The following is a 22,198-nucleotide window of genomic DNA, read 5'->3' as shown; positions in this document are numbered from 1 at the left end:
GTGGTTGTGCCCCACGCTGCTCCATCCCGAACCAGGCCGTGAACGCGACACACACCGAGGCTACTGCAGCACCCGCTGTGGGAACGTAGGGGGATGCGTACCGCTCCATAGAAATCCCACTGGACACTATCCAGTGGGATTTTTTATTGTTTTAGCAAATATTAAAAAAAACTCCTTGGTACAAAACCAAGGAGCTTTTGCATTTAGCTGCGGCGTTTGCGTCGCCTTGGCGAACGACGCTCGTTATTCGCCTCTGGCTTCGCTGATTCTGATTCGTTTTTCTCGATCGCAGGTGGCTTGTTTGATGCTGCTTGCGGCTGGTTGGACTGGACTTGCTGTTGCCCTTGATGATTGCCATTACCACCATTGCCGCGCCGTCGGCGGCGATTTGGTTGCTTCGGTTCATCAGGGTCATTCGTAGAGGGCTGACGACCACGCGGGGTTAGTTGCTCAGGCACGCCACCAAGCGATTGCTGACGCACTGTCGCTGGTAGTTTTGGCCGCTCAGGCGTTGGGGTCGTATCGCCTTTGCGCTTGAAGGCATGGCGTGGTTTGCGTTCGCTAGGCTCGTTGCTTGGTGTTGGGGCTGCGCTAGCCTCAGCATTGGCCGCTTCTGAGCGATTAAAGCGCTTCTGGCGCTCCGCACGATCAAAGCGTGGCCGTTGCTCGTTCGGATTTGTACGTTGTTCGCGTGGCTCTGGATTTGGCCGAGTTTGTTGGGCTGGTTTGGGGCGTGGTTTGGGCTTATCACCTGAATTTTCAGGATCTTCCTCGAAGGAGCGTAGCTCATCCAAGCCCCAATCTTCGTTATCCCAGTTGTTCAGCGTGGATTTAATCGTTTCGCCGACTGGACGGTTGAAGCGTTTTTGGGCAATTGGTGCGGCCTCGCCTTGTTCGAGCCGTTCGCGGGCAATCGCCCCGGCAGCGCCTGTCAGGGTTTCAAGTTGATCAGCTTTGAAATCGTGGTAATTACTTTCAATATCAACGGTAACGGTTTCGCGAATGGTATTGACGGCAACCACATAGCCAATGCCTTCGGGAGTTTTGACCTGCTCGCCACGGGTTGGCAGCTCGGCTTTAATCTCAAGATATTGCTCTTGTTCATATGAAAGACAGCAGAGCAAGCGCCCACAAACCCCCGAGATTTTTGAGGGATTGAGCGGCAAATCTTGATCTTTGGCCATTTTGACCGAAACACGGGCAAAGTCGGGCAAGAAGGTTGAGCAGCACAATGGCCGACCACATGGACCTAATCCACCCAACAGTTTGGCTTCGTCGCGTGCCCCAATTTGCCGTAATTCGATCCGTGCATGGAAAATTCGCGCTAGTTCGCGCACTAAATGGCGAAAATCAACCCGCTGCTGCGAGGTGAAATAGATCGTCAAACGGGTGCCATCAAAATTCCAATCGCTGCGAATCAGGCGCATTGGCAAGCGATGCACGCTAATTCGTTCGGCACAAATCCGCAATACATCATCGCGGCGCTCAGCTAGCACTCGCATGCGGTCGTAATCTTCGGTGGTGGGCTGGCGAATCACAGGTTTGAGTTCAGCAATCAAATCAGAATCGGGCAGATCTTCGATCGGTGCTGCCACTTTGCCTAGTTCTAGCCCGCGTACCGTTTCAACTACCACGGCATCGCCTAGCTCTAAATGATGTTGATTAGGGTCAAAATGGTAAATTTTGCCCGAATCTTTAAACTTAACTCCAACAACCAAGGGCATAAATCGATCCTAAAAAGTATGAAGGATGAAGGATGAGGAAGGAAGAATATTAAAACTATCAGAATATTCCCATAATCAATGAGCGTAGATAGTTGGTTGCACAATCCTATAAATGAGTGCTTGGAATAATTGATTGAAGTGATTCGAGATGATTCATCCTTCATCCCTCATCCTTCATCCTTTGAATAATTATCCTTCAAAGCCTTCGCTTGGGAGGTTTTTCCCCATGACGCGGAAGACTTGGACAGTTAGGGCTTTGCCTTTGAGTTGCAATGGCCCAACTTCCTGTACTTGGTAGCTCTCACCGAGCTTGGCAATCGTGGCTTCGCTGGTGTAGACGCTGTTTGGTTCGGCTTTGCCTTCAAGCCGCGAGGCAGTATTTACGGTGTCGCCATGGACAGTATACTCTAAACGTTCGCGTGTGCCGACGAGGCCTGAAATAACCCGCCCAGTGTTGACTCCAATTCGGATGCGGAAGTGTTTGCTGGCATCAATTTTAGCCATAAGCTTTTGATGTTGTACCAGCATATCTAGCGCTGTATCGATTGCACGTTGGGCGTGATCTTCATAATACACGGGAGCGCCAAAAAGCGCCATGATGCCATCGCCAATAAATTTATCGAGTGTGCCGCCATGCTCGAAAATCACATCAGTCATGACGCTTAGATATTCGTTTAAGAGGTTTTGTAGCTCCAGCGGCGGCAAGGTTTCAGTCATCGTGGTAAAACCTTGAATATCCGAGAACAACACGCTAGCATCTTGCTCAACTGGCTTCATGAAAATTTCGCCAGTTTCGTTAATTTGCTGGGCTACGGTTCGCGCTACGTCGGGCGAGAGAAAACGGGCATATTGTTGACGTAATTTTTCTTCGTTGCGAATTTGATCGGTCAGATTAGCCCGCTCGATGCCCAGTGAGGCTTGATAGGCGACTGCCGTCAATAATTCGCGATCGCGGATGCTAAATCGCTCTAGGCCCGGGCTATCGAGGTGAATCAAGCCCAAAACGCCAGCTCTCCCAATTAACGGTACACACAAGACTGAGTGAATATTTTGGCTGATGATGCTCTCCTGTGAGCCAAATTCCACCCGTGCATCGGATGTGAGCAGCGCCACGCCTTCGCGCAACACCCGCCGCGCAATCGTCGAGCTAATCGTCAGCGATTGGGTTTCGCTCGGCGCTCGGACGACCATCGGCACCAGCCCATCTTGGCGCGTCATCAGCAATAAACCACGTTCGGCGGGAACCAAACGCAGCACTTCATCCATAATCGTGTCGAGCAATTCGCCCAAATCGAGAATCATGTTGAGGCGACTGCTGACTTGATAGAAATTTTGCAAAATATCGTTAGCATCGAGATTGAGTTCGGGGAGCTTGCCCGATGAGACTGAGCGACTGTTGCTTTGCAGCGGCACAAGCTCTTCATCGGAGATAATCACGCTGGCCGCAGCTCGATCATCAAATTTAAGCTCGAATGGCCCGATGCTAATTAAATCGTTAGCTCGCAGAGCGGCTTCCTTCACCCGTAGCCCATTGACGAATGTGCCGTTGGAGCTACCAGTATCGCGCACAAAAATATCGCGGCCACGGGTTTCAAGCGAGGCGTGATGACGCGAGACATGCGGATGATTCAATACAATATCGTTTTGCCGCGAACGACCAATTTGTAGGCCGCGGCTGGTAATTGGAATATTCAGCGATTGCCCATCGATGGTCGCAAGCAAACGTGCCATGAAGTTCTTTCCTACTAGGTTGTTGCCTGATCAATGTGTGTGCAGTATAGCAGATGGCGCAACCATTAGACAGCAGGATTTTGCCGATTGTTGCTCACCCATCCTGATGATTTTGCGGCGATCTGGCAACAATAATTCGCCCTTATTCAATCATTAAAAGGTTGTAAAAATGACTCTTCTGTCAGATTATTGGTGGTGAAACGCCAACAATCAGCCTGGATTGGTTAACGGATCTCTGCCTAATTGCTGGTGAAATGCTCGGTTGGTCGGCGGGCAACGTGCTATAATCGGACTGTGGGATCAACCATAGCACAAGGAGGTGTTCAATGTCTGAACTCTGGAATAGCCTTAAGCAACAAATTGCCCAGCACAATTGGGGATTATTTGGGCCAACGAGCTATGTGCTGGGGGTTGATTTAGGCAGTTATGGCATTCGTGCGGTTGTCACTGATATTTGTGGGCAACACCTGTTCCATGCCGCCACCGAGCTTGCTCCTGAAAGCACCGCCACAACCGTGCTTGAACAAAGTTTTAGTTTGATTCACGAATTGCTTGAAACCAATAATGTGCCAAGCCAGCAATTGGTGCGGATTGGCGTGGGCTTTGGTGGCCCGGTCGATGCGCTACGTGGGGTTACGCGTCGTTCATATCGCATGGCTGGTTGGAACGATTTGAATGTTTGCGAGCAATTTGAAGCCGCTTTTGATGCTCAAACATTGATCGAAAATGATGCGAGCTTGATTGCTTTTGGCGAATATATGTTTGGCGCTGGCCGTGATGTCCAAGATTTATATTATTTGCATTTGAGCACAGGTGTTGGTAGTGGTTTGGTGCTGAATGGCCAACTGCATCGCGGCATAACCACCAGCGCAGGCGAAATCGGCCATGCCCGTTATTCCTTGAACCATCAGCGCGAAATTGAAGATTTGCTCTCGATTCGCGGCTTATTAGCCCGCGCCAATGAACTTGGCCTACAAACCGATGATCTTGATGTGTTGTTCAATGATGCCAATGCTGGAGCTAAAACGATTAGCGAAGCAGTTGAAGTGCTTGGTTTAGGCTTGGCTGGCGTGGTGCAATTGCTTGATCCAGCCTTGTTGGTGCTTGGCGGGATTGTCACGCGCAAGGGTGGTGATGCGCTGTGCAGCGCGGTCGAAACCCAAGTTAATCAATTAATTAGCCCAACGCCTCCGCGCCATATTGCAGTTGTGCACTCGTTGTTGGGAGCCGAAGCTGTGGCGATTGGTGGTTTGGCCTTGGCTTTGCAAAGCCTCAATCAATAGTTGCCCTCACCCCCTGCCCCCCTCTCCCGCACGCGAGGCGAGGGGGAATCAGCGTCGCATGACTGATGGGATGCCCATCGCCTGCCGCAGTGGGAGAGGGGTTGGGGTGAGGGAACTTATCTATTAAAAACCATAACCCCGCCGCAACTATTGAGGTTGCGGCGGGGTTGTCGCTGTTTATGAGTTAATTATCGCTGCGCAGCGAGCTACCTTGAGGTTTGAGCTGTGGAGCGTTATCATCGTGCAGCTCGTGGCGGTCGATTGGCTGTGGTGCTGGATTGCCCGCCAATTGCGGTGGCACGGCCTGCGGGCGTTCTTTGCCAGCAGTTGTTGCAGGCTGGTCGTGCGTATGGTCATGCTGCTCGGCTAAAAAGGCTTGATGAGCGGGATTTTTGGCTGCTTCAGCGGCCTCTTCGGCAATGTGGTTGAGCACAGGCGCAACGATTTTTTCAAGTTGCTCGTGTTTGGCGGCGATAACTGCATTTTTGCGTTCAAACGCCGCCCGTTCAGCGGCGACAACTTCGGGGCTAAAGTGACGTTCTTCATGCTCAGTCATACAATCCTCCTTGATTATGCTGACTCTGAACAAGCAAAGATTATGCCGTGGACAAAATAAGGACACAGGTATGCCTGTGTCCTTGGTGGGGAACCGAGCTAAGCGAGATTAAGCAGTCTTGCTGGCTGCATGGCTCACTTCTTCAAGCGTGAGCTTATGAACAAGCAGGTATTCGTAGGCACTGACGGCAGCGCGAACGCCATCGCCAATCGCGATTAACACTTGTTCACCAAGAACACTGTTGCTCACATCGCCAGCGGCAAAAATACCGTGGCAGGGCGAGCTATTATATTCATCAACAATCACAAAGCCATCTTCATCGAGCACATCGACGTTGCCATTGTTCAGGAAGCCAGTATTTGGCTGAATGCCAATATCGACAAATAGCCGATCAACCGGAATATGCTGCAACGATGTGCCGCGTTCAATCACAATCTGCTTGACCGAATTGATCCCCACGACATCACGGATGGTGGCTTGGGGAATAATTGTGACATTGGGCATGCGCCGAATGGCATCGACTAAAGGCACTTCGGGCAAATCTTCATCTGGGCTGACCCAATAGATATGGTTTGAGCCTAAGACGATTTCGGCGACCCCGCGAATTGTGCGGGGAGTTACGCCATAGACTGCCACCCGTTGGCCTTGGGTTTGATGGGCAAAGGTTGTGATTGAATAACCCAAACCCACCCCGAACAAATGTTGAATGCCTGGTAAGGGCAAGCGATTGGGAGCTGCACCGCTGGCAACTACGACCGAACGGGCATAGCGTTCGCCGTATTGTTGGGTATCGACCACAAACATGCCATTAGTTTTGCGCAGCCCGACAACCCGATCATTAATGTGGGCGACCGACGATTGGTGATTCGAAAGCTGGCTAATCAGCCGTTCCACTAGATCGTGTCCGGGCAGAACGTTGATCGTGCCGTTGACGGTACGGTTATGCGCCCAGCCAGCTTTGCCGCCGAGGTCGGCGTAAATCATCAGCGTGCGTAATTGCTTGTTTTGGGCATAAAATGCCGCAGCCAATGCCGATGGTCCGCCGCCAATGATCAAAATATCGTACACGATACTCATGGTCGCGCTCCTATTCGACGATTAGCGCTGTAACCATCCCAAACATGCCGTGTTCGCTTTCGGCGTGTGACAAAATGTGGCAGTGGAAGGCCCAGACACCTGGGTCAGTACAATCAACAATCACATCCCAGCGTTCGCCTGGTGCGACGTTGAGCGTATCGCACATGTATGGTTGGGGTAAGTTCCAGCCATCTTTGGCAAACACCAACTGGGGCAAGCCGTGCAAGTGCATTGGGTGAATCATCAAGCCTTCATTCATATAGCGAATGCGAATTTTTTGCCCCAATTTGGCGGTCAATGGTTGGGTTGCTGGGAAGCCTTTGCCGTTGATGGTGAAGCCTTGGGCTGTATCATTCAGCACCAAGATAAATTCTTTGTCGGATGCAGGATCTTTGCTCTTATCTTTTGGCTCAACGATAAATGGCCCAAGCAAGCCCATTGAAACTTGTTTGGTCGAGTTATGGTGCGAGTGATACATATGCGAGCCAGAGTTGCGCACCGTAAACTCATAGGTATAGGTTGAGCCAGGCGTGATTGGCGGCTGAGTGATAAATGGCACACCATCTTGATTGTTGGGCACATACAAACCGTGCCAGTGAACGGCGGTGCTTTCATCAAGCTTATTGGTGACCAAAATCCGCACTTTGTCGCCTTCGGTGACGCGAATTTCTGGGCCAGGCAATTGACCGTTATAGGTCCAAGCTTCAAGTTTGCGGCCTGGTTCAACTTCCCACATGGTTTTTTCGCAGGTCAATTCAAAAACTTTTACATCGCCTTCCATGCGATATTCGAGGGGCTGCATGCTCAGGCCTTCGGTTTTTGCTGGGAACAGCTTAACCCCGGCTTCATGCATCTTGTCCATTTCTTCCCATGCTTTTAGCCCGCTGTCGGTGGTAGGAGTTCCAGCATTGCCAGTGCTATTATGGCCACCATTGCTATGATCGGTGCCTGCGGCAGCGGTCGTGGCACTTGCTGGTGGTACGGTTGCTGGCTCAACAGTTAGCGCACTTTCGCGGCCACATGCGACCATGGTTCCTGCGGCTGCCGCCATCCCTGTCCAGCGCAAGAAGCTGCGGCGCGAGGTTGGGGCATTTAATACTTGTTCGATAGGTTGTTGTTCATTGCGATCCATGATCGTGTGTCCCCCTAAATTACACGGTATATCGTCCTTGATATGGATGTAGTGTACTTGCCAATGCCCAGCCCAAACTATAAGATTTGTCTACCGTTCGTTGTTGTTTGGCTACTTTTGTTGTGTTTGGGGATTGGTTGTTGGGGATCGGGGGGCGGTGGTTAATCTAGATAAGATGCAAGGGATCAGGATTCAGCGTTCAGGGAGATGTTAACCGCGAAGAACGCGAAGATCACGAAGATCTAGCGCTCTACACGATATGCTGCTGACCCCTGACCCCTAACAACTGCATCCTCGTTTACGACCGTTCGAATGGATCAGCCATATAGGTGATACCAAAGATCATTACTAGAATGACTAAGGAACTCAGCATCATGAGACGCATGGTTGTGCGAAAACCGCGTGGATCGGCAATAATCTGCGGGATAAGATAGATAAGTAGGCCTAAGAACGCTACAATTAACATCCCATTCAATGCCTTAACCCAGGTTTTATACTTAAGCATCTGTTGGCAGTTGGGGCATTTAAGCTGAAACGGATTGGTACTCATCAAGAAGGTGTTTAAACCGATTGGTGCCTGGCAGTGTGGGCATGATTTGCTAGCCATATGGTTCTCTCTCAACTAAGTGGCGATATGGCTATCCTACCATAGACTAACAGTAGTGTGCAAATAACTATTGTTTTGTGATAAGAACATAGGGGATCGGGGATCGGAGTGTAACGCAGAAAATAAGACTGAGGAATGAAATGAATGGCTCTGGGCTATCGGAGTATTTTTCGTGTAATTCGTGGCTAAAAAATTTACCTTCGTGCTTTAAAAAATGCCCCAACACCACCCAAAATTAAGTGATGCTGGGGCATGGCTCCTTCTCAAGCGAAAAAGTTTAGAGTGGTTGGCCGCGTTCGGCAGCTTGTTCGACCGCCCGAACCAAGAAGATTGGCCGTTGGCTGCTGCGAATCAGCTTGGTTGCTACGCTGCCCATCCACATGCGGCTGAAGCCACTGCGACCGTGGGTTGCCATAACGATCATGCTGGCAACTGCTTCTTGGGCAATTTCGTCGATCATTTCGGCGGGTGTGCCGCTCACGACGAGATGGCGGATGCGTAGCCGTGGCGTTTGTAGTGATTGCTCAAGCTGTTGCAAATATTTCTGAGCTTGGTCGCGGGCTTGGGCTTTTTCGCCAGCGCTCCACATTGGCACAATCCCCGATTCGATCAAACCTGGATCGTCGATGCCTGGGGTGACACTTAGCAAGACCAGCTCAGCGCTATGGGCCTCGGCTAGTTGACTGGCCAAGGGCAAGGCTTGTTCAGCAATGGCTGAGCCGTCGAGTGGCACAACAATCGTGCGCAATTCTGGCGGAATTTTAAAGGTTTCGACTTTGCGTTCATCGCCATGGATGACCAAAATTGGCACTGGCGTAGCTTGGACTAATTTTTCCGCAATACTGCCGAGTACCCAACGCCCAAACCCACTGCGACCATGGCTGGCGAGCACAATTTCGCGCACGCTATTTTGTTCGGTCGCAAATTGGACAATTGCTTGGGCTGGTTCGCCATCAAGCACGGTTGTTCGGATCGCCAAGCCTTGTTGCTCATAACGAGCTTTGAGTTCATCAAGGTAGGTTTGGGCGGCTTGACGTTCGTCGGCTAACCATTGACGGCTATCGACAGCGCTTGGCACTGGCCATTCGTAAGCCGGAACTAGCGGTGGATAGCCAATCACCCGAACTAAATGCAAAACACTGCTGTTGCGGCGAGCTAAAACCACCGCATAATCCAAAGCTTGTTCCGCTAACAGTGAACCATCAAGTGGAATCAACATTTGGCGTTCCATAACCAATCCTCCTTTGGATTGGAGAGCGACATTGCTCTCAACAAGGTGATCAAGTTCACCGAGTAGGGGGGCTAACGAGCTAGGTTTTTCCAAATATGAAGTGATTGGCAAGTTGCGTAGGCGTTGCCGCATGCTTGGGGAGCTACCCGAAGCGACCACGGCAATGGCTGTGGAAGGTTGCTCTTCGCAAAGTTGTTCGAGTAAGCGCAACCCATGCAGCCGATATGGCGCGGGGTCAATCACGACTAGGTTGGGGCTATAAGCCTGAACACTAGCCCAATCAGCTTGTTTAACAATATTGACTTGGACGTTCTGGCCCCAACGCCGCTGAAATCGCGCGGCAGTTGTTTGGGCTGAACCTTGATCTGGGTCAATGATCACGATTGAGTAGCTCATGGCCTGCTATCCTTGTTATCACTGTAGATAGTGTAGAACGGATAGCCTGTCAATCGGGTTAAGAGAGGATAACCAAATGGTGTTAAAATCCTTACCAATAGCAAAAGCCACGTTTCGCCATTGAATCGTGGCGGCTTGAGTGTTCAGTTTGCGGTTTAGAGCAGCACGCTGTAGGCGCGTTCAATATCGGCTTGGTTGTTAATATCGGTTAGGGTCTCGCTTGGAATGGCTTCATCAACCGTGAGCACCATAATTGCTGTGCCGCGTGGGCTTGAACGGCCAACGTGCATCGCCGAAATGTTGATATCAGCCGTGCCCAGCAATGTGCCAATCCGCCCGATAAAGCCAGGCCGATCTTGGTGAAAAGTGAATAACATTGAGCTGGTTGGCACCAAATCGAGCCAAAATTCGTTGATTTGGACGATATGAGCCTCGCCACGTACTACCGTTCCACCGAAGGTATGCACCACACCATCGCTGGTGGTCACCACCAATTGCAACAATTCGGTGTAGGTTTCAGCATCGGGGCGATGAGTTTCGTTGATGGTTAAGCCGCGTTCGCGAGCCAAGAATGGCGCATTAACCGGAGTAACCCGACCTTCTGAGCCACCTTCGAGCAAGCCTTGCAAAACTGCTAACTTAATTGGTTCGCTGGTCAGGCCTGCCAAGGCACCGTTGTAGACAATTTGATACGATTGGGCTGGCAGATCGACCAATTGAGTGCTGAGCCGAGCTAATTTGCGGCCAAGATCGAGATATGGCCCAACGATTGCCCACTCTTCAGGAGCGACAAACGGCGCGTTGACGGCATAGCGTGGCGAGCGGCCAGCCAATACATCAACGATCCCTTCGGCCACATCGGCGGCGGTCAAGGCTTGAGCTTCTTCGGTTGAAGCGCCTAAGTGTGGCAAGACAATAGCTTTGGGGTGGGTGACGATGGGGCCAGTTGGTGGCTCCTTGGCAAATACGTCAAGGGCTGCGCCGCCAAGGTGGCCTGATTCCAAGGCTTCAAACAAGGCTTCTTCATCGATCACGCCGCCACGGGCACAATTGATGATATAGCTGCCTTTTTTCATTTGGCTCAAGCGTTGGGCATCGAACAAATTGCGCGTGGCATCGATCAATGGAATGTGCAATGAAATAACATCAGCGCGGCTGGTTAATTCATCAAGCGTCACTGGGGTCACGCCAAGTTGAGCTGCACGTTCAGCATTGATAATTGGGTCGTAGGCAATAATATTCATTTCCAAGGCGCGGGCGCGACGGGCAACTTCTGAGGCGATTCGGCCAAAACCGACCAATCCTAGAGTTTTGCCGCGAACTTCCCAACCGCCATATTTGCTGCGTTCCCATTTGCCATTTTGCAAGGCAGTGTGGGCTTGGGGAATGTTGCGGGCGAGACCAATCATCAAACCAATTGTCAGTTCGGCGACTGCAATACTGTTTGATGCTGGAGCGTTGACCACCAAAATTCCTTGCTGATTGGCGGCAGCCAAATCGATGTTGTCAACACCCGTCCCGGCGCGGCCAACAACTCGAAGTTTGGTGCCTGCTGCAAGCACTTTAGCGGTAACTTTGGTTTGCGATCGCACGATCAAGGCATCGTACTGTGGCAAAGCCTCCAACAGGGTTTCTGGTGTTAGATCAAGACGAACATCAACCTCGGCGACCTCTTTAAGCGCCGCAAGGCCTTCGGCACCAATCTTCTCCGTGACCAGGATACGATCCATGAGGTAGTTACTCCTGTGGTAGTAAACAAAAAAGGGCAGATGGACACGCTCTGCCGCTGCCAGCACTGGCTGATGGGAGTTTTGTGTATTGTATCACAAGCCACAAACCACGCTGTTGGCGCAATGTATCGGCCAATGTATCTCGCGGTGTATGTGCTGCCACTTGCGCCGATTTATACTGCCAGCATCAACACAAGGAGCGAGCAATATGAACCACCCAACCATTCAAAAAGATACTGGTGCATGGATCGCCTTTACCTGGATTTCGTTCTTCATTTCGATTGTGGCGTTGCTCTTGGGCATTTATCATGCGCCAGTCGATATTTGGGTCAAGAGTTTTTTGGCGGTTGCTGCCTTGTTTGCGATTGGTAGCACCTTTACCTTGGCCAAAACTATTCGTGATAACTCGGAAGCCAGCAAAATGATTAATCGTTATGCCGATGCCAAAACCGAGCAAATCATCTCCAATTATGAGATCCGCGCTTCAGTCTAATGAAAGTCAAAAGTCAGAGGGCAAAAGTCAAAAGGGATTAGGATTCAGGGATCAGGGGCTAGATGTTAACGTAGTGGCGTAGAGGGTGAATGGCTACAGGCTATAGGCTATTGGATTTACAGCATTGGAATAGCAAGGAATGTCCGATAGTCTATAGCCATCAGCCCATAGCCTCTTTTTCGTGCTCTTTGTGCCCTTCGTGGTTAAAACTGGCCCCTGATTCCCAGCCCCTGAATCCTAGTGTGCAAACTCCTGCTGATAAATTGCTTGAACTTTGCTCAAAACTGCGTGGGCTTGCTGTGCTGCGGGAAGTGCCGTCGGCTTACCTTTATTGATGAAACTGCCACTTGGAAATTGCTGCGGATTGAAGGCAGCGTTATACAAACGTTCAGCGCCATTACTAGGATGTTTAAACAGCAAGCCGTGAAAAGGTCGCAGCCACCAAGGCAAGCCATTATTGGTTTTGATCGATCCTCGATTACCCCCAGGACAAACACTGTAGAGTTTAATGCCTTCTTTTGCCAGTTGTGGCGCAAGCGCTTGGTTCCAGAGCGAGAGCGCTAATTTGGATGTTGCATATGGCCCAAAGAGCTTTTTGAAGCTTTGCGGTCGTTCAAGTTGAGCGATCTCCAGTTTTCGAAGTGCCAACAGCACATTCGATGAGGTATTAATGATCGTTTTGTGCTGGCCACGTAACAGCAATTCTTTCAGCTCCATAGCGATGATATACGGCACGACGCTCTGTAATTCGAAGCTTAATTCGCGCCCTTGCGGCGAAAAAACCAGTTGCTCAGTTGCCCTTCCAGCATTGTTGAATAGCAAATCGAGGCTAGTTTCTTGCTGTTTAATTGTTTGTAAGGCAGCGCGAAGCTGAGCAAAATCGCTGATTTCGGCTTGATAGCTGCGGAGTTTGCCCGCAGTTTGCGCTGCTTGAAGAATTGGCTCGTTCATGGGAAACTGTGAACGCATCAATCCAATGACTGCCCAGCCTTCGCCGAGCAGCCGTTTGGTCAGTTCGAGGCCAATACCTGAGTTTGCTCCGGTGATCAAGGCGGTTTTTGATGGCGATTGGCTTGGCATAGATGCTCCATTGATTTATTTTATAGAACGCTATAAAATAAATCTACTGGATGTTTTGTGGAATGTCAAATTTTTATAGTGATCGATAGATAATTATGGCAGCAACCAGAGCGCGAGGCCGACCGCGCACCTTTGATCGGCAAGCAGCCCTTGATGCGGCGATGGAACTGTTTTGGCGCTATGGCTACGAAGGCACATCAATTGCCGATTTGACTGCGGCGATGGGCTTTACGCCGCCGACCTTGTATGCAGCATTTGGCTCGAAAGAAGATTTATATCGCGAGGTGATTCAGCATTTTTTGCTGCGCAGCGAATACCAACGCCTAGAAGCGGCCTTGAATCAACCTAGTGCCTATGCTATGTTGCGCTACTATTTATATGCTGCTGCCGAGAGTTTTACCGACCCAACCACCCCGGCTGGCTGTATGGTTTCTACGGCGGCTTTACAATGTGCGGTCGAAAACCAATCAATCGTCCAAGCAGTAGCGCGGATTCGGCACGAAATGTTTGTGGTATTCGTCGAGCAGCTTGACTTAGCAAAACATAATCATGAATTGCCAGCGACCAGCAATTCGCTGGCATTGGCCAATTTCTATACTGCGGTTCTCCAAGGGATGTCGGTGCAAGCAATCGATGGGGCCAGCAGCGCCGATTTGATTGCGGTTGCCGATCTTGCGCTGAGTGCATGGCCAGGTGAAAAGTCAGAAGTCAAAAGTCAAAAGTCAAAAGCATAAAGGGATCAGGATTCAGGGATCAGGGGTTAGATGTTAACGTAGCAGCGCAGAGGGGATTTAGGGATCAGGGGCTAGTAATTAGGAATCAGGATTGGTGCTTGGGCTAGCTAATTCAAATCTGATCCCTAGCCCCTGATCCCTAAATCCCCTCACCCTTCGTGGATCAAAACTCAATCTCTGTTCTTCAATATGCTATACTTGGGGCGTGTCTGTAGGAGACTGAACCGTGTCAACAAGTATTGCTTTTGCCCTCTTTTTTGTCTTGCTTAGCCCCATTTTGACTGCGATTTTGCTGCGGTTTCTGCGCACCCGCCTAAGTGCTTTGCCATTTTATTCGATTGCAGGAGTGCTTTTCGGGCTGGCGGCAGTTGCCGCGATTTGGCTGGTCAGTCAGCATCAAGCCAATGTTCAGCTTGGCAGTTTGGTGCTTATCCAACAGCAAGGTATCGATTTGGAAGTACCGCCTGAGGCCGAACCAACCGCTATGCCAACCCAAGTATTACCAACCTTGGCGGCTACTGCAACCCGTTTAGCTCCAACCGCAACAACCCGCCCAAGCGCTACGCCAACCGACCAACCAACCGCAACTACCGAAGCTACCGCTGAACCAACCGCAACCAGTGAGCCAAGCACTACGCCAACTGCCGAACGCCGTACCTACACGGTTGAAGATGGCGACACGTTACGCTCAATTGCTGAAGCTTTTGATGTAACGATTGCTGAATTGCTCGAAGCCAATGATCTCACGCCGCAACAAGCTGATCAGCTTCAGCCAGGCGATGTGTTGATTATTCCTTAGTGAGGTTTTGTGCGCATTATTGGCTTATTGCTGGGCTTGTGCTGCTTGGTTGGTTGTGCATCCGCTGCGCCAAATCCCACAGCTAGCCCAGCTGTGGCAATTGCTACCCCAACGACTTTTAGCATAACCGCAACGGCGCATGCTCCAACGCCGATCAGCTTAACCGCTACGCCGATGGCTTTGGCCTTGACGTGGCAATCCTACACAGTTTATCGGGTTGAGGCTGGCGATAGTTTGGAATCAATTGCTGAACGTGGGGCAAGCTTCCCCTTATTTATTAGCCGTTACAATCGACTGAATCGCCCAATTGGGGCGGGCCAGTTGTTGATTGTGCCACGTTTGGAAAGCGATCAGCCGAATAGTTTGCCTTCAACTCCTCTGTTGATCAGCCGTGGCTTTACTAGCCAAGCATGGGTTGGACTAAGCTGTGATTTGAGTGTGGCAGCCGCACCAATCGAACCACTATTAAAAACCCTTGCTAGCCAATCGATCACGATGACTTTTTTTCTGGATGCTGCTTGGATTGAGCAAAACCCGCAAGCGTTGCAACAACTCGCTGCGGCTGGCCATGAACTGGCGAGTGGCCTTGCGCTTGCGCAAATTGAGCCTGAAACAGTAGCCCAAGCTTTGAATCAAACCGAAACTGCTTTGACTAACCAACTTGGAATGGATGCCTCGCTGCGCCCCTATTTGCGAATTTGGCAGCAACCGAGTAGCCAAGCCTTAGCTGAACTTGCCGCTCAAAACGGCTATTTGTTGCTCGATAACGCCCAAGCACGCGATGCATTGGCATTGGCCGAGCAGTTAATTCAGCCTGAGCAAGCAGCAACGTATCGTGGGGAATTGCTTGTGCTTGATTGTGCTGACCCTGCGCTGGCTGAAGCCTTGCCGTTAATCATTGAGCGCTTACAGCAAGCTGGTTTGCAGCTGCGCAGTATTGCGGAAATGATGCAGCCATGAGTTTGTTGTTGGCACTGTTGCCGTTGTTTGGCTTGGCACTCGTGGCCGATGGCTTAGTTGCCGCCAAGCGTTGGCAGGTGGCTTTGGCTTGGTTGATTGGGTTGGCGAGTGTGCTTAGCCCGAACCTAGCGCTTTCGGCGTTAGCTTTATTACTCGTTGGTGGTTTGCTTGGCCAAACCTGGGCGCAACGCTTGAGTGGAGTTCCCTCGGCGTTGGGTCTTGCTTGGCTCGGCTTAAATGCTGATAGTTGGTCGTGGCAAGCTGCGAGTGTGGCGGTTCAGCTCAACTCAATCCATATCGGCCTGATTCTTGTAGGGGCTGCTTTGGCTTTTGGCTGCTGGCCATGGCCCGAGCAGGCAACACCACCTGCTAGCACATTGGCCTTAGCTAACCTTACAATCGTATTGCGCTTGTATAGCCTTGTGCCCTTAGATTGGGCTTGGACAGCGGTCGCGGCCCTGATCGGAGCTGGCTCGGCACTGTGGTTTGCTTGGCAATTGTTGCCGCCGCAAGCTTTAGAGCAACGCCGCCGTTTGGTTGCCCAAGTGCTGTGGTGTTTGGTGTTGGCTACTAGTTTGTTGGCCAGCGAAGCCGGAATCGCGGCGACATGGGCCTTGGCCTTGGTGGCATGTTTGGCGCATCCGTTGTTGCAACAATATAGCAATGTGGCAAGCCTCGTTCCATTGTGGATGGCGCTCTGGCTGACGGCGGCGGCTAGTTTAGCTGGTGGTTTGGCTTTATTGAGCTGGCTGTGCTGGCTGGTGCTTATGCTGCTGACCCTGAGTACGTTTCGCTTGCCGCCCCAAATTTCGCGCTGGCAATGGCCCTTGATGGCGCTACAACTGGCGGCTGGTTTGGGTATGCCTTTCTTGCTTGAATTGTTGCTCACGCCGGTTTGGCGTGAGCTTGGGGCGGGCTTGACCGTGTTTGGGCGGCTCGATATTGCACCATGGACAGGCTTAGCGACGCGTAATCCTGGCTCGCAGGTGGTGGCAACCTTGCCTTCGGTGGTGCTCGCAGGCTTGTTGCTCGTTGGCATTGCCATCAGCTATTTGGCCCATCGTTGGCGCAGCCATATGACCAATGCCGACCGTGAGCCGTTGCGTGAGCAAACCGTTTGGCAATTGGTGCGGCGTGGTTTGCCATGGGGGAGCAAATCACGCGATGAGTAGCGAAGCATGGCGTTTGGGCGTGGCAGGCCAGTGGCAGCGTTTGTTGCTCTACCCTGGTGGCTTGAGTGCGCTGGTGATGGTTGGCTTGGGTTGGTTGGTTTGGCGTTGGCTGACCCCACGTCAAAATCCGGTTGGCACTGAGCACCCATTTGATTGGCTGCTTGTGCCATTGCCATTGTTGGCGCTTAGCCTCTGGCCATTTGCTGAATCCAGTGAACTGCGGGCGACGCTTGATTTGTTGAGTTATTGGTTGTTGCTCGATGCGCCATTGCTCTGGGCGATTGGCCAAGATTGGCGTAATGGAGCCTTGGCGGGCTTACGTGCGGCGCGTTGGTTGGTTGGTTTGATTACTGGTTGGCCGCTGCTGGGCTTGGTTGGCTGGATCATTGCCAGTTTGCATGGTGGTTTGCTGCCTAATGATCTGTTGATTTTGGGCGAGGGTTGGCTGGGTTGGCTGGCATTAGCACTCTGGTTGGCTGGCTTGTTGCCCTATCTCCAACTTGGTGCTTGGGAAACTGCACCAACCCAAGGGGCGTTGGCTTGGGCCTTGGGGGCACGCCGTTTGGGTCATTTGGCACTGCTGGCTTGGCTATTGCAAACCCAATTTAAGTTGGCTTGGCTTGGCTCAATTTGGGGTTTTGGCGCTTTGTTGTTGGGTTTATGGTTGCTGCTGCTTGGCTTGACCTCTTGGTTACGACGCTATTCGCAGTCGCAAGCTGGGGCGTGGATGTGGAGCGGAGCACTGGTTGGATTGCTAGGCTTTGGCTTGAGCAGTTGGTTCAATCGCTAAACCCCAATATAAACTAGTTTGTTCGATGTGGTAGTGTTGAATGCCTGCTGCTTGCAGCATTGATTGAATTTCGCTGCTGCGCCAGGCGCGTAGCACTGATAGTGGGCCATCATGCTTGCCAAGGCTGGTCAGCGGGCCTAATCCAACCAACCGTGCACCCCAATAGCCCAACCAACTGCGCTGAAGATCAACAATTACAATGCCACGGCGAGCCACCCGTTGTGCTTCACGCAACAGGCCAATCACGTGATCGCTGCTGCAATGATGCAGCATTTGGGCACAAAAAACGATGTCGATGCTTTGATCGGCGAATGGCAACGCTTGGCCTGCACCAACCAAAGCTTGCTGATTGCTGGCAACAATCGTGTGGTTGAGATCAAGGCTGAGCGTTTGTAATGATTGGCTTTGCTGCTGGCTCGCTGCTTGGAGCCAACGCCCAATTTGGCCATTGCCCGACCCAAGATCGAGCAAACTCGTGTGGTTTTGTAAGAATGGCTGCAACAAGCGCCAACCTAAACGATAACCACCGCTCAAACGATAGAGCCAAGCCATTTCGGCCAAATTGGCGCTCAATTCAGGATGCTCAGTTAATGCGTCGAGCAACTCAACTGCTTGTGAACGTTGAGGAATCCAAGCCATATTATTCCTTGTGTGCTATCAATTAATTGCTGACCCTCGGTATAATACCGCCTGATGCATTGTTCTGGTGCATGGCTATTGATGGAATGATTATGCGTTTGCAGCGTTCTTGGCTCAGCTTTGCGATTCTTTTTGGCCTGATGGGTTTGGGCTTGGGGCTGCGACTCGCTGCGTGGCATTGGCATGAATTTCGGCCACTGGGCGGCGATGAGCGCGAATATTTGGATTTGGCAATTGCCTTGGCCCAAGGCAAAGAATACTACGATTTGCAATTTATGCGGCCACCGTTGTTTCCCATGGGCTTGGCAGCGTTGGTTTGGCTGTTCGATGGCGATTTACAGGGCTTGCGGCTGATCAACGCCTTGATCAGCACCGCCACGATTCCCTTGGTTTGGTGGTGGGCACGGCTGTTGCTACGCCGCAACGATTTGGCTTTGATCGCCGCTGGTTTGACTGCTGGCTCATTTACTTTGGCCTTGAATGCAACCGAATTGCTCAGCGAAACCGTTACGTTGGCGGGCTTGATGCTGGTGTTTGGCTTGTTGATGTTGGCCTTGCGTCGCCCACAATTGCGCTGGAGTATTGCCGCTGGCGTGGCGATTGCGCTTGTTAGTTTAATTCGCTCGGTGGCATTGCCGTTGTTGCCATTAGCCTTATTATTGCTATGGCGTAGCGATAATCCGCAGCGCTGGCGGCAGATGCTTGGTTTGCTGGCCGCAACCATTCTGACGCTTGCTCCATGGACAATTCGCAACGCTCTGACCTATGATGGCTTTATTCTGATTGATACGACTGGTCAGGAAAATCTCTGGCTTGATAACGATCCACGTGGCCGCGATCTGGTTAAAGCAGAGTTATATGCAATGGGCGATGCGCGAATTGAGCGCAGCCAATTGGCCTCACAACAAGGCATCGCGGCGATAACCCAGAACCCTGATTGGTTTTTGGCCAAGGTTGGACGCGAATTTTGGCATAGTTGGGGCTTAGAGCATAGCGACGATTTGCTTGCGCGACGAGCGATTTGGCGACCAGCTAGTGAAGTTTGGTTGCGCTTGCTCTTGGGTGATGCTTGGTGGTTGTTGCTGATTGGTTTGGGCTTGGCTGGTATGTGGTCGCTGCCCTGCGAGCGTAATCTCAAGCTCCTGCTCGCGGCGTGGGTTGGCTATACCGTGTTTACGGCCTGCCTGTTTCATGTGGAATATCGCTATCGTTTGCCGTTGTTGCCTGTGCTTTTGCCCGCTGCTGCTTGGCAAATCCACCAATTGCGTTGGGCTTGGCCGCGACCACGCCAATGGTTGGCGCTGGCAACCGGCGCAAGCGTGGTAGCCTTGAGTTTGAGCTATGCCAATTATCCCCAACAGGCTTGGCGTTTAGGCCAAAAACATTGGTATTTGTGGCAGGCCGAGCAACATTTAGCTGATGCGACCGCCTTGCCAGCTACCATGAACGAGCAAGCTAGCTCAGGTGTGGCGATTTTTGAGGCCCAATCGGCGGCCAGCAATGCCTTGCGCTACGATCCTGAATCAGCGTTAGCACGGGTGGTGTTGGCGCGAATCGCCTTTGTCAGCCAGCAACCAAGCGTTGGCGCAGAGCAATTGCGTTTGGCGATTGACTATTTGCCAGCCCATGCCTATGCTCATTTATTGTTAGGCGATTATCTGCGCCAGCAAGGCCAGCTTGAGGCGGCTACGGCTGAATTGGCCTACGAAACCAGTTCGACCGAAGATCTGCAAGCATGGTCACGCCAACGTATGCAATTTATTCCCATCACCAGTACGCTCGATTTGGGCAATGGCCTTGATTTGGGCTTGATTGACGATTGGTATGCTGCCGAGGATGGTAGCCGCTGGTTTGGCGATCAGGCCACAATCTGGTTGCAAGCGCCTAGTGATGCCAATTTGTTGCGCTTGCGGATTGCTAGCCAACGTCCAACCAGCTTGGCCGCACCAAACGTGAGTATCTTCGCTAATGGGCAATTTTTAGCCGAAATCGCCATCGACTCAGCGTGGGCGACCCATGAAATTGCTTTGCCAAATAGTTTACGTAACATACCATTAGCAATTGAATTACGTAGCAGTAGCACCTTTGTACCGCACGATCTAGAGCCAACCAATCCCGATGGACGCGATTTAGGGCTGCGTGTCGATTGGATTGTTGTGGAATAGGCTGTGGGTGAGGCCATATTTCTGACTTGAGGCGGGACGGAAGGATGGTGATCACTCAGAGTCCAAGTGGCCAATAAACCTCAATTGATTAACTAGTCTGTAATCCTATTGATTTAAACTTGATGAGGATAGAGACAAGCAGCAACATTTAAATTTTAGCATCAGAGGGCAGCAAACGATGAAGTTGATCGATTTACCCTATAGCTCACGGCGCATGCCAGCGATTGCGCGGCGTTCGATGGTAGCGACCAGCCAGCCACAGGCGGTTTTGGCTGGCTTATCGATGCTTGAACGTGGCGGCAATGCCGTCGATGCAGCGATTGCCGCCGCCGCAATGTTGACGGTCGTCGAGCCGACATCGAACGGAATTGGCAGCGATGCTTTTGCCTTGGTCTGGGATGGCCGCAAATTGCATGGCCTCAATGGCTCAGGGCGTGCGCCGCAAGCGCTCAGCCTAGAAACCATGCTCCAAGCAGGCCATCAACAGATGCCAGCCTATGGTTGGCCGAGCGTAACTGTGCCTGGTACGCCGCGAGCTTGGCACGATCTGCATCAACGATTTGGGCGCTTAAATTTTGAAGAAGTGCTGATGCCAGCAATTAGTGCCGCCGAAGATGGCTTTGCGGTTACGCCGATAGTCTCGCATTATTGGAATTTGGCCTTGCGCCGCTACGAAGCCATGACCGACCCCGCAACCAGTGCTTGGCTTAACACCTTTTCCTACCGTGGGCGTGCGCCTGGCGCTGGCGACATGTGGCGTTCGCGGCGACAATCGCGTACCTTGCGCCGGATTGCTCAAACTGGCGCTGACGATTTTTACACCGGTGAATTGGCTGGGCAAATTGTCGAATGGGCGCAGCAAACTGGCGGTTTTATCAGCGCCGCCGATTTAGCGCAACATACCAGCACTTGGGTTGAGCCAATCAACACTAGCTATCGCGGCTATCAAGTCTGGGAAATTCCGCCGAATGGTCAAGGTTTGGCAGCACTGATGGCGCTGAATATTCTAGAAGGCTTTGATCTGAGCCATACCACCCGCGATACCATTCAAGCGTATCATATGCAAATCGAAGCCATGAAATTAGCCTTTGCTGATGCCTATCGCTACATTGCCGACCCTGAGCATGTTGAAGTGCCAACCAAACAATTGCTTTCTAAGCGCTATGCTGCTAGCCGCCGCAGCCTGATTGGCGAGTATGCGCTTGACCCACAGCATGGTCAGTTGCCCCAAGGTGGCACGGTCTATCTGTGTGCGGTCGATGGCGATGGCATGATGGTCAGCTTTATTCAATCAAACTATATGGGCTTTGGTTCAGGCGTGGTTGTGCCCGAAACTGGGATTGCGCTACAAAATCGTGGCGCGAACTTCTCGCTTGATCCGCAACACCCCAATGTTTTAGCGCCCAACAAACGGCCCTTCCACACGATTATTCCCTCATTTTTGACCCGCGATGGCGAGGCGGTTGGGCCGTTTGGGGTGATGGGCGGCGCGATGCAACCTCAAGGCCATGCCCAAATGATTTTGAACCGTGTTGATTGGCAGCTTAATCCGCAAGCTAGCCTCGATGCACCACGCTGGCAAGTTGGCGCTGGCCGTAAGGTTTATTTGGAATATGGCGTGCCCCAATTTATCGCTGAAGGTTTACGCGCCATGGGCCACGATGTCGAAATTCATGCTGAAGGTGGCATGTTTGGGCGCGGCCAAATTATCTGGCGCTTGCCCAATGGCTCGTTGATCGGTGGCAGCGATATGCGGGCTGATGGCTGTGCTTTGGGCTTCTAAATCAAGCTAGTCCTAGATCTAACCTAGTTCAAACAGCTATGGCTTGGCTATAGCTGTTTTTTTGCATTCCAAAGGGCTAAAATTAAATTAATTATCAAACTTTATTACCACCAATC

General features: G+C 51.6%; 18 protein-coding genes. 9 read left to right on the top strand and 9 right to left on the bottom strand.

Annotated elements, in window-relative coordinates:
* Window positions 1–203: 203 nt before the first annotated feature.
* Together LCH85_04260 and LCH85_04255 are read right to left on the bottom strand one after the other, a co-directional pair.
* Window positions 204–1,724, bottom strand: coding sequence for a stage 0 sporulation family protein (locus LCH85_04260; GenBank protein MCA0351188.1), 1,521 nt, complete (start codon window positions 1,722–1,724; stop codon window positions 204–206).
* A gap of 189 nt (window positions 1,725–1,913) precedes the next feature.
* Window positions 1,914–3,455: an FHA domain-containing protein gene (locus tag LCH85_04255; protein MCA0351187.1), complete on the bottom strand. Its 1,542-nt coding sequence runs from the start codon at window positions 3,453–3,455 to the stop codon at window positions 1,914–1,916.
* 326 nt (window positions 3,456–3,781) lie between these two features.
* Between LCH85_04255 and LCH85_04250 the strand changes: the two genes are divergently transcribed.
* Window positions 3,782–4,738 (top strand): ROK family protein, encoded by a 957-nt coding sequence (locus tag LCH85_04250; protein ID MCA0351186.1) that lies wholly within the window; start codon window positions 3,782–3,784, stop codon window positions 4,736–4,738.
* A 184-nt stretch (window positions 4,739–4,922) separates the two neighbouring features.
* Here the strand turns inward: LCH85_04250 and LCH85_04245 are convergent, their stop codons facing one another.
* The 5 genes from LCH85_04245 to serA form a co-directional block, all read right to left on the bottom strand.
* Window positions 4,923–5,294: a hypothetical protein gene (locus LCH85_04245; protein MCA0351185.1), complete on the bottom strand. Its 372-nt coding sequence runs from the start codon at window positions 5,292–5,294 to the stop codon at window positions 4,923–4,925.
* Window positions 5,295–5,402: 108 nt separating this feature from the next.
* A complete protein-coding gene (locus LCH85_04240) occupies window positions 5,403–6,371 on the bottom strand; it encodes an NAD(P)/FAD-dependent oxidoreductase (GenBank protein MCA0351184.1) in 969 nt (322 codons plus the stop codon).
* 10 nt (window positions 6,372–6,381) lie between these two features.
* Entirely contained in the window at window positions 6,382–7,503 is a 1,122-nt protein-coding gene (locus tag LCH85_04235) for a copper oxidase (protein MCA0351183.1), read from the bottom strand.
* Between the two features lie 884 nt (window positions 7,504–8,387).
* On the bottom strand, window positions 8,388–9,737 hold the full coding sequence (locus LCH85_04230) for a universal stress protein (GenBank protein MCA0351182.1): 1,350 nt from the start codon (window positions 9,735–9,737) through the stop codon (window positions 8,388–8,390).
* 155 nt (window positions 9,738–9,892) lie between these two features.
* A complete protein-coding gene (serA, locus tag LCH85_04225) occupies window positions 9,893–11,467 on the bottom strand; it encodes a phosphoglycerate dehydrogenase (protein MCA0351181.1) in 1,575 nt (524 codons plus the stop codon).
* A 208-nt stretch (window positions 11,468–11,675) separates the two neighbouring features.
* On the opposite strand from serA, the gene LCH85_04220 reads away from it, so the two are divergent.
* A complete protein-coding gene (locus LCH85_04220; GenBank protein ID MCA0351180.1) occupies window positions 11,676–11,960 on the top strand; it encodes a hypothetical protein in 285 nt (94 codons plus the stop codon).
* A gap of 237 nt (window positions 11,961–12,197) precedes the next feature.
* On the opposite strand, the gene LCH85_04215 is transcribed toward LCH85_04220, so the two are convergent.
* Window positions 12,198–13,040, bottom strand: a complete 843-nt coding sequence (locus LCH85_04215; GenBank protein ID MCA0351179.1) for an SDR family NAD(P)-dependent oxidoreductase — start codon at window positions 13,038–13,040, stop codon at window positions 12,198–12,200.
* Window positions 13,041–13,135: 95 nt separating this feature from the next.
* Here LCH85_04215 and LCH85_04210 point away from each other — a divergent pair, with 95 nt between their 5' ends.
* From LCH85_04210 to LCH85_04190, 5 genes are all read left to right on the top strand, one after another.
* Window positions 13,136–13,774 carry a TetR/AcrR family transcriptional regulator gene (locus tag LCH85_04210; protein MCA0351178.1) on the top strand — a complete coding sequence of 213 codons (639 nt, stop codon included), beginning with the start codon at window positions 13,136–13,138 and terminating at the stop codon, window positions 13,772–13,774.
* A 226-nt stretch (window positions 13,775–14,000) separates the two neighbouring features.
* Window positions 14,001–14,573, top strand: a complete 573-nt coding sequence (locus LCH85_04205) for a LysM peptidoglycan-binding domain-containing protein (GenBank protein MCA0351177.1) — start codon at window positions 14,001–14,003, stop codon at window positions 14,571–14,573.
* Between the two features lie 9 nt (window positions 14,574–14,582).
* Window positions 14,583–15,533 (top strand): polysaccharide deacetylase family protein, encoded by a 951-nt coding sequence (locus LCH85_04200; GenBank protein ID MCA0351176.1) that lies wholly within the window; start codon window positions 14,583–14,585, stop codon window positions 15,531–15,533.
* Entirely contained in the window at window positions 15,530–16,705 is a 1,176-nt protein-coding gene (locus tag LCH85_04195; protein ID MCA0351175.1) for a hypothetical protein, read from the top strand. The genes LCH85_04200 and LCH85_04195 overlap by 4 nt, the downstream gene beginning before the upstream one ends.
* Entirely contained in the window at window positions 16,698–17,495 is a 798-nt protein-coding gene (locus tag LCH85_04190) for a hypothetical protein (GenBank protein MCA0351174.1), read from the top strand. Before LCH85_04195 ends, LCH85_04190 begins: the two co-directional genes overlap by 8 nt.
* Here LCH85_04190 and LCH85_04185 read toward each other — a convergent pair.
* Window positions 17,460–18,134: a methyltransferase domain-containing protein gene (locus LCH85_04185; GenBank protein MCA0351173.1), complete on the bottom strand. Its 675-nt coding sequence runs from the start codon at window positions 18,132–18,134 to the stop codon at window positions 17,460–17,462. The genes LCH85_04190 and LCH85_04185 overlap by 36 nt on opposite strands.
* 92 nt (window positions 18,135–18,226) lie before the next feature.
* On the opposite strand from LCH85_04185, the gene LCH85_04180 reads away from it, so the two are divergent.
* Window positions 18,227–20,299, top strand: coding sequence for a glycosyltransferase family 39 protein (locus LCH85_04180; GenBank protein ID MCA0351172.1), 2,073 nt, complete (start codon window positions 18,227–18,229; stop codon window positions 20,297–20,299).
* Window positions 20,300–20,477: 178 nt separating this feature from the next.
* Window positions 20,478–22,082, top strand: coding sequence for a gamma-glutamyltransferase family protein (locus tag LCH85_04175; GenBank protein ID MCA0351171.1), 1,605 nt, complete (start codon window positions 20,478–20,480; stop codon window positions 22,080–22,082).
* Window positions 22,083–22,198: the final 116 nt, after the last annotated feature.

The organism is Chloroflexota bacterium (assembly GCA_020161265.1).
Lineage (GTDB): Bacteria > Chloroflexota > Chloroflexia > Chloroflexales > Herpetosiphonaceae > Herpetosiphon.
Note: the sequence above shows the minus strand (reverse complement) of the source record. Positions and strands in the feature narration are given on the sequence as shown.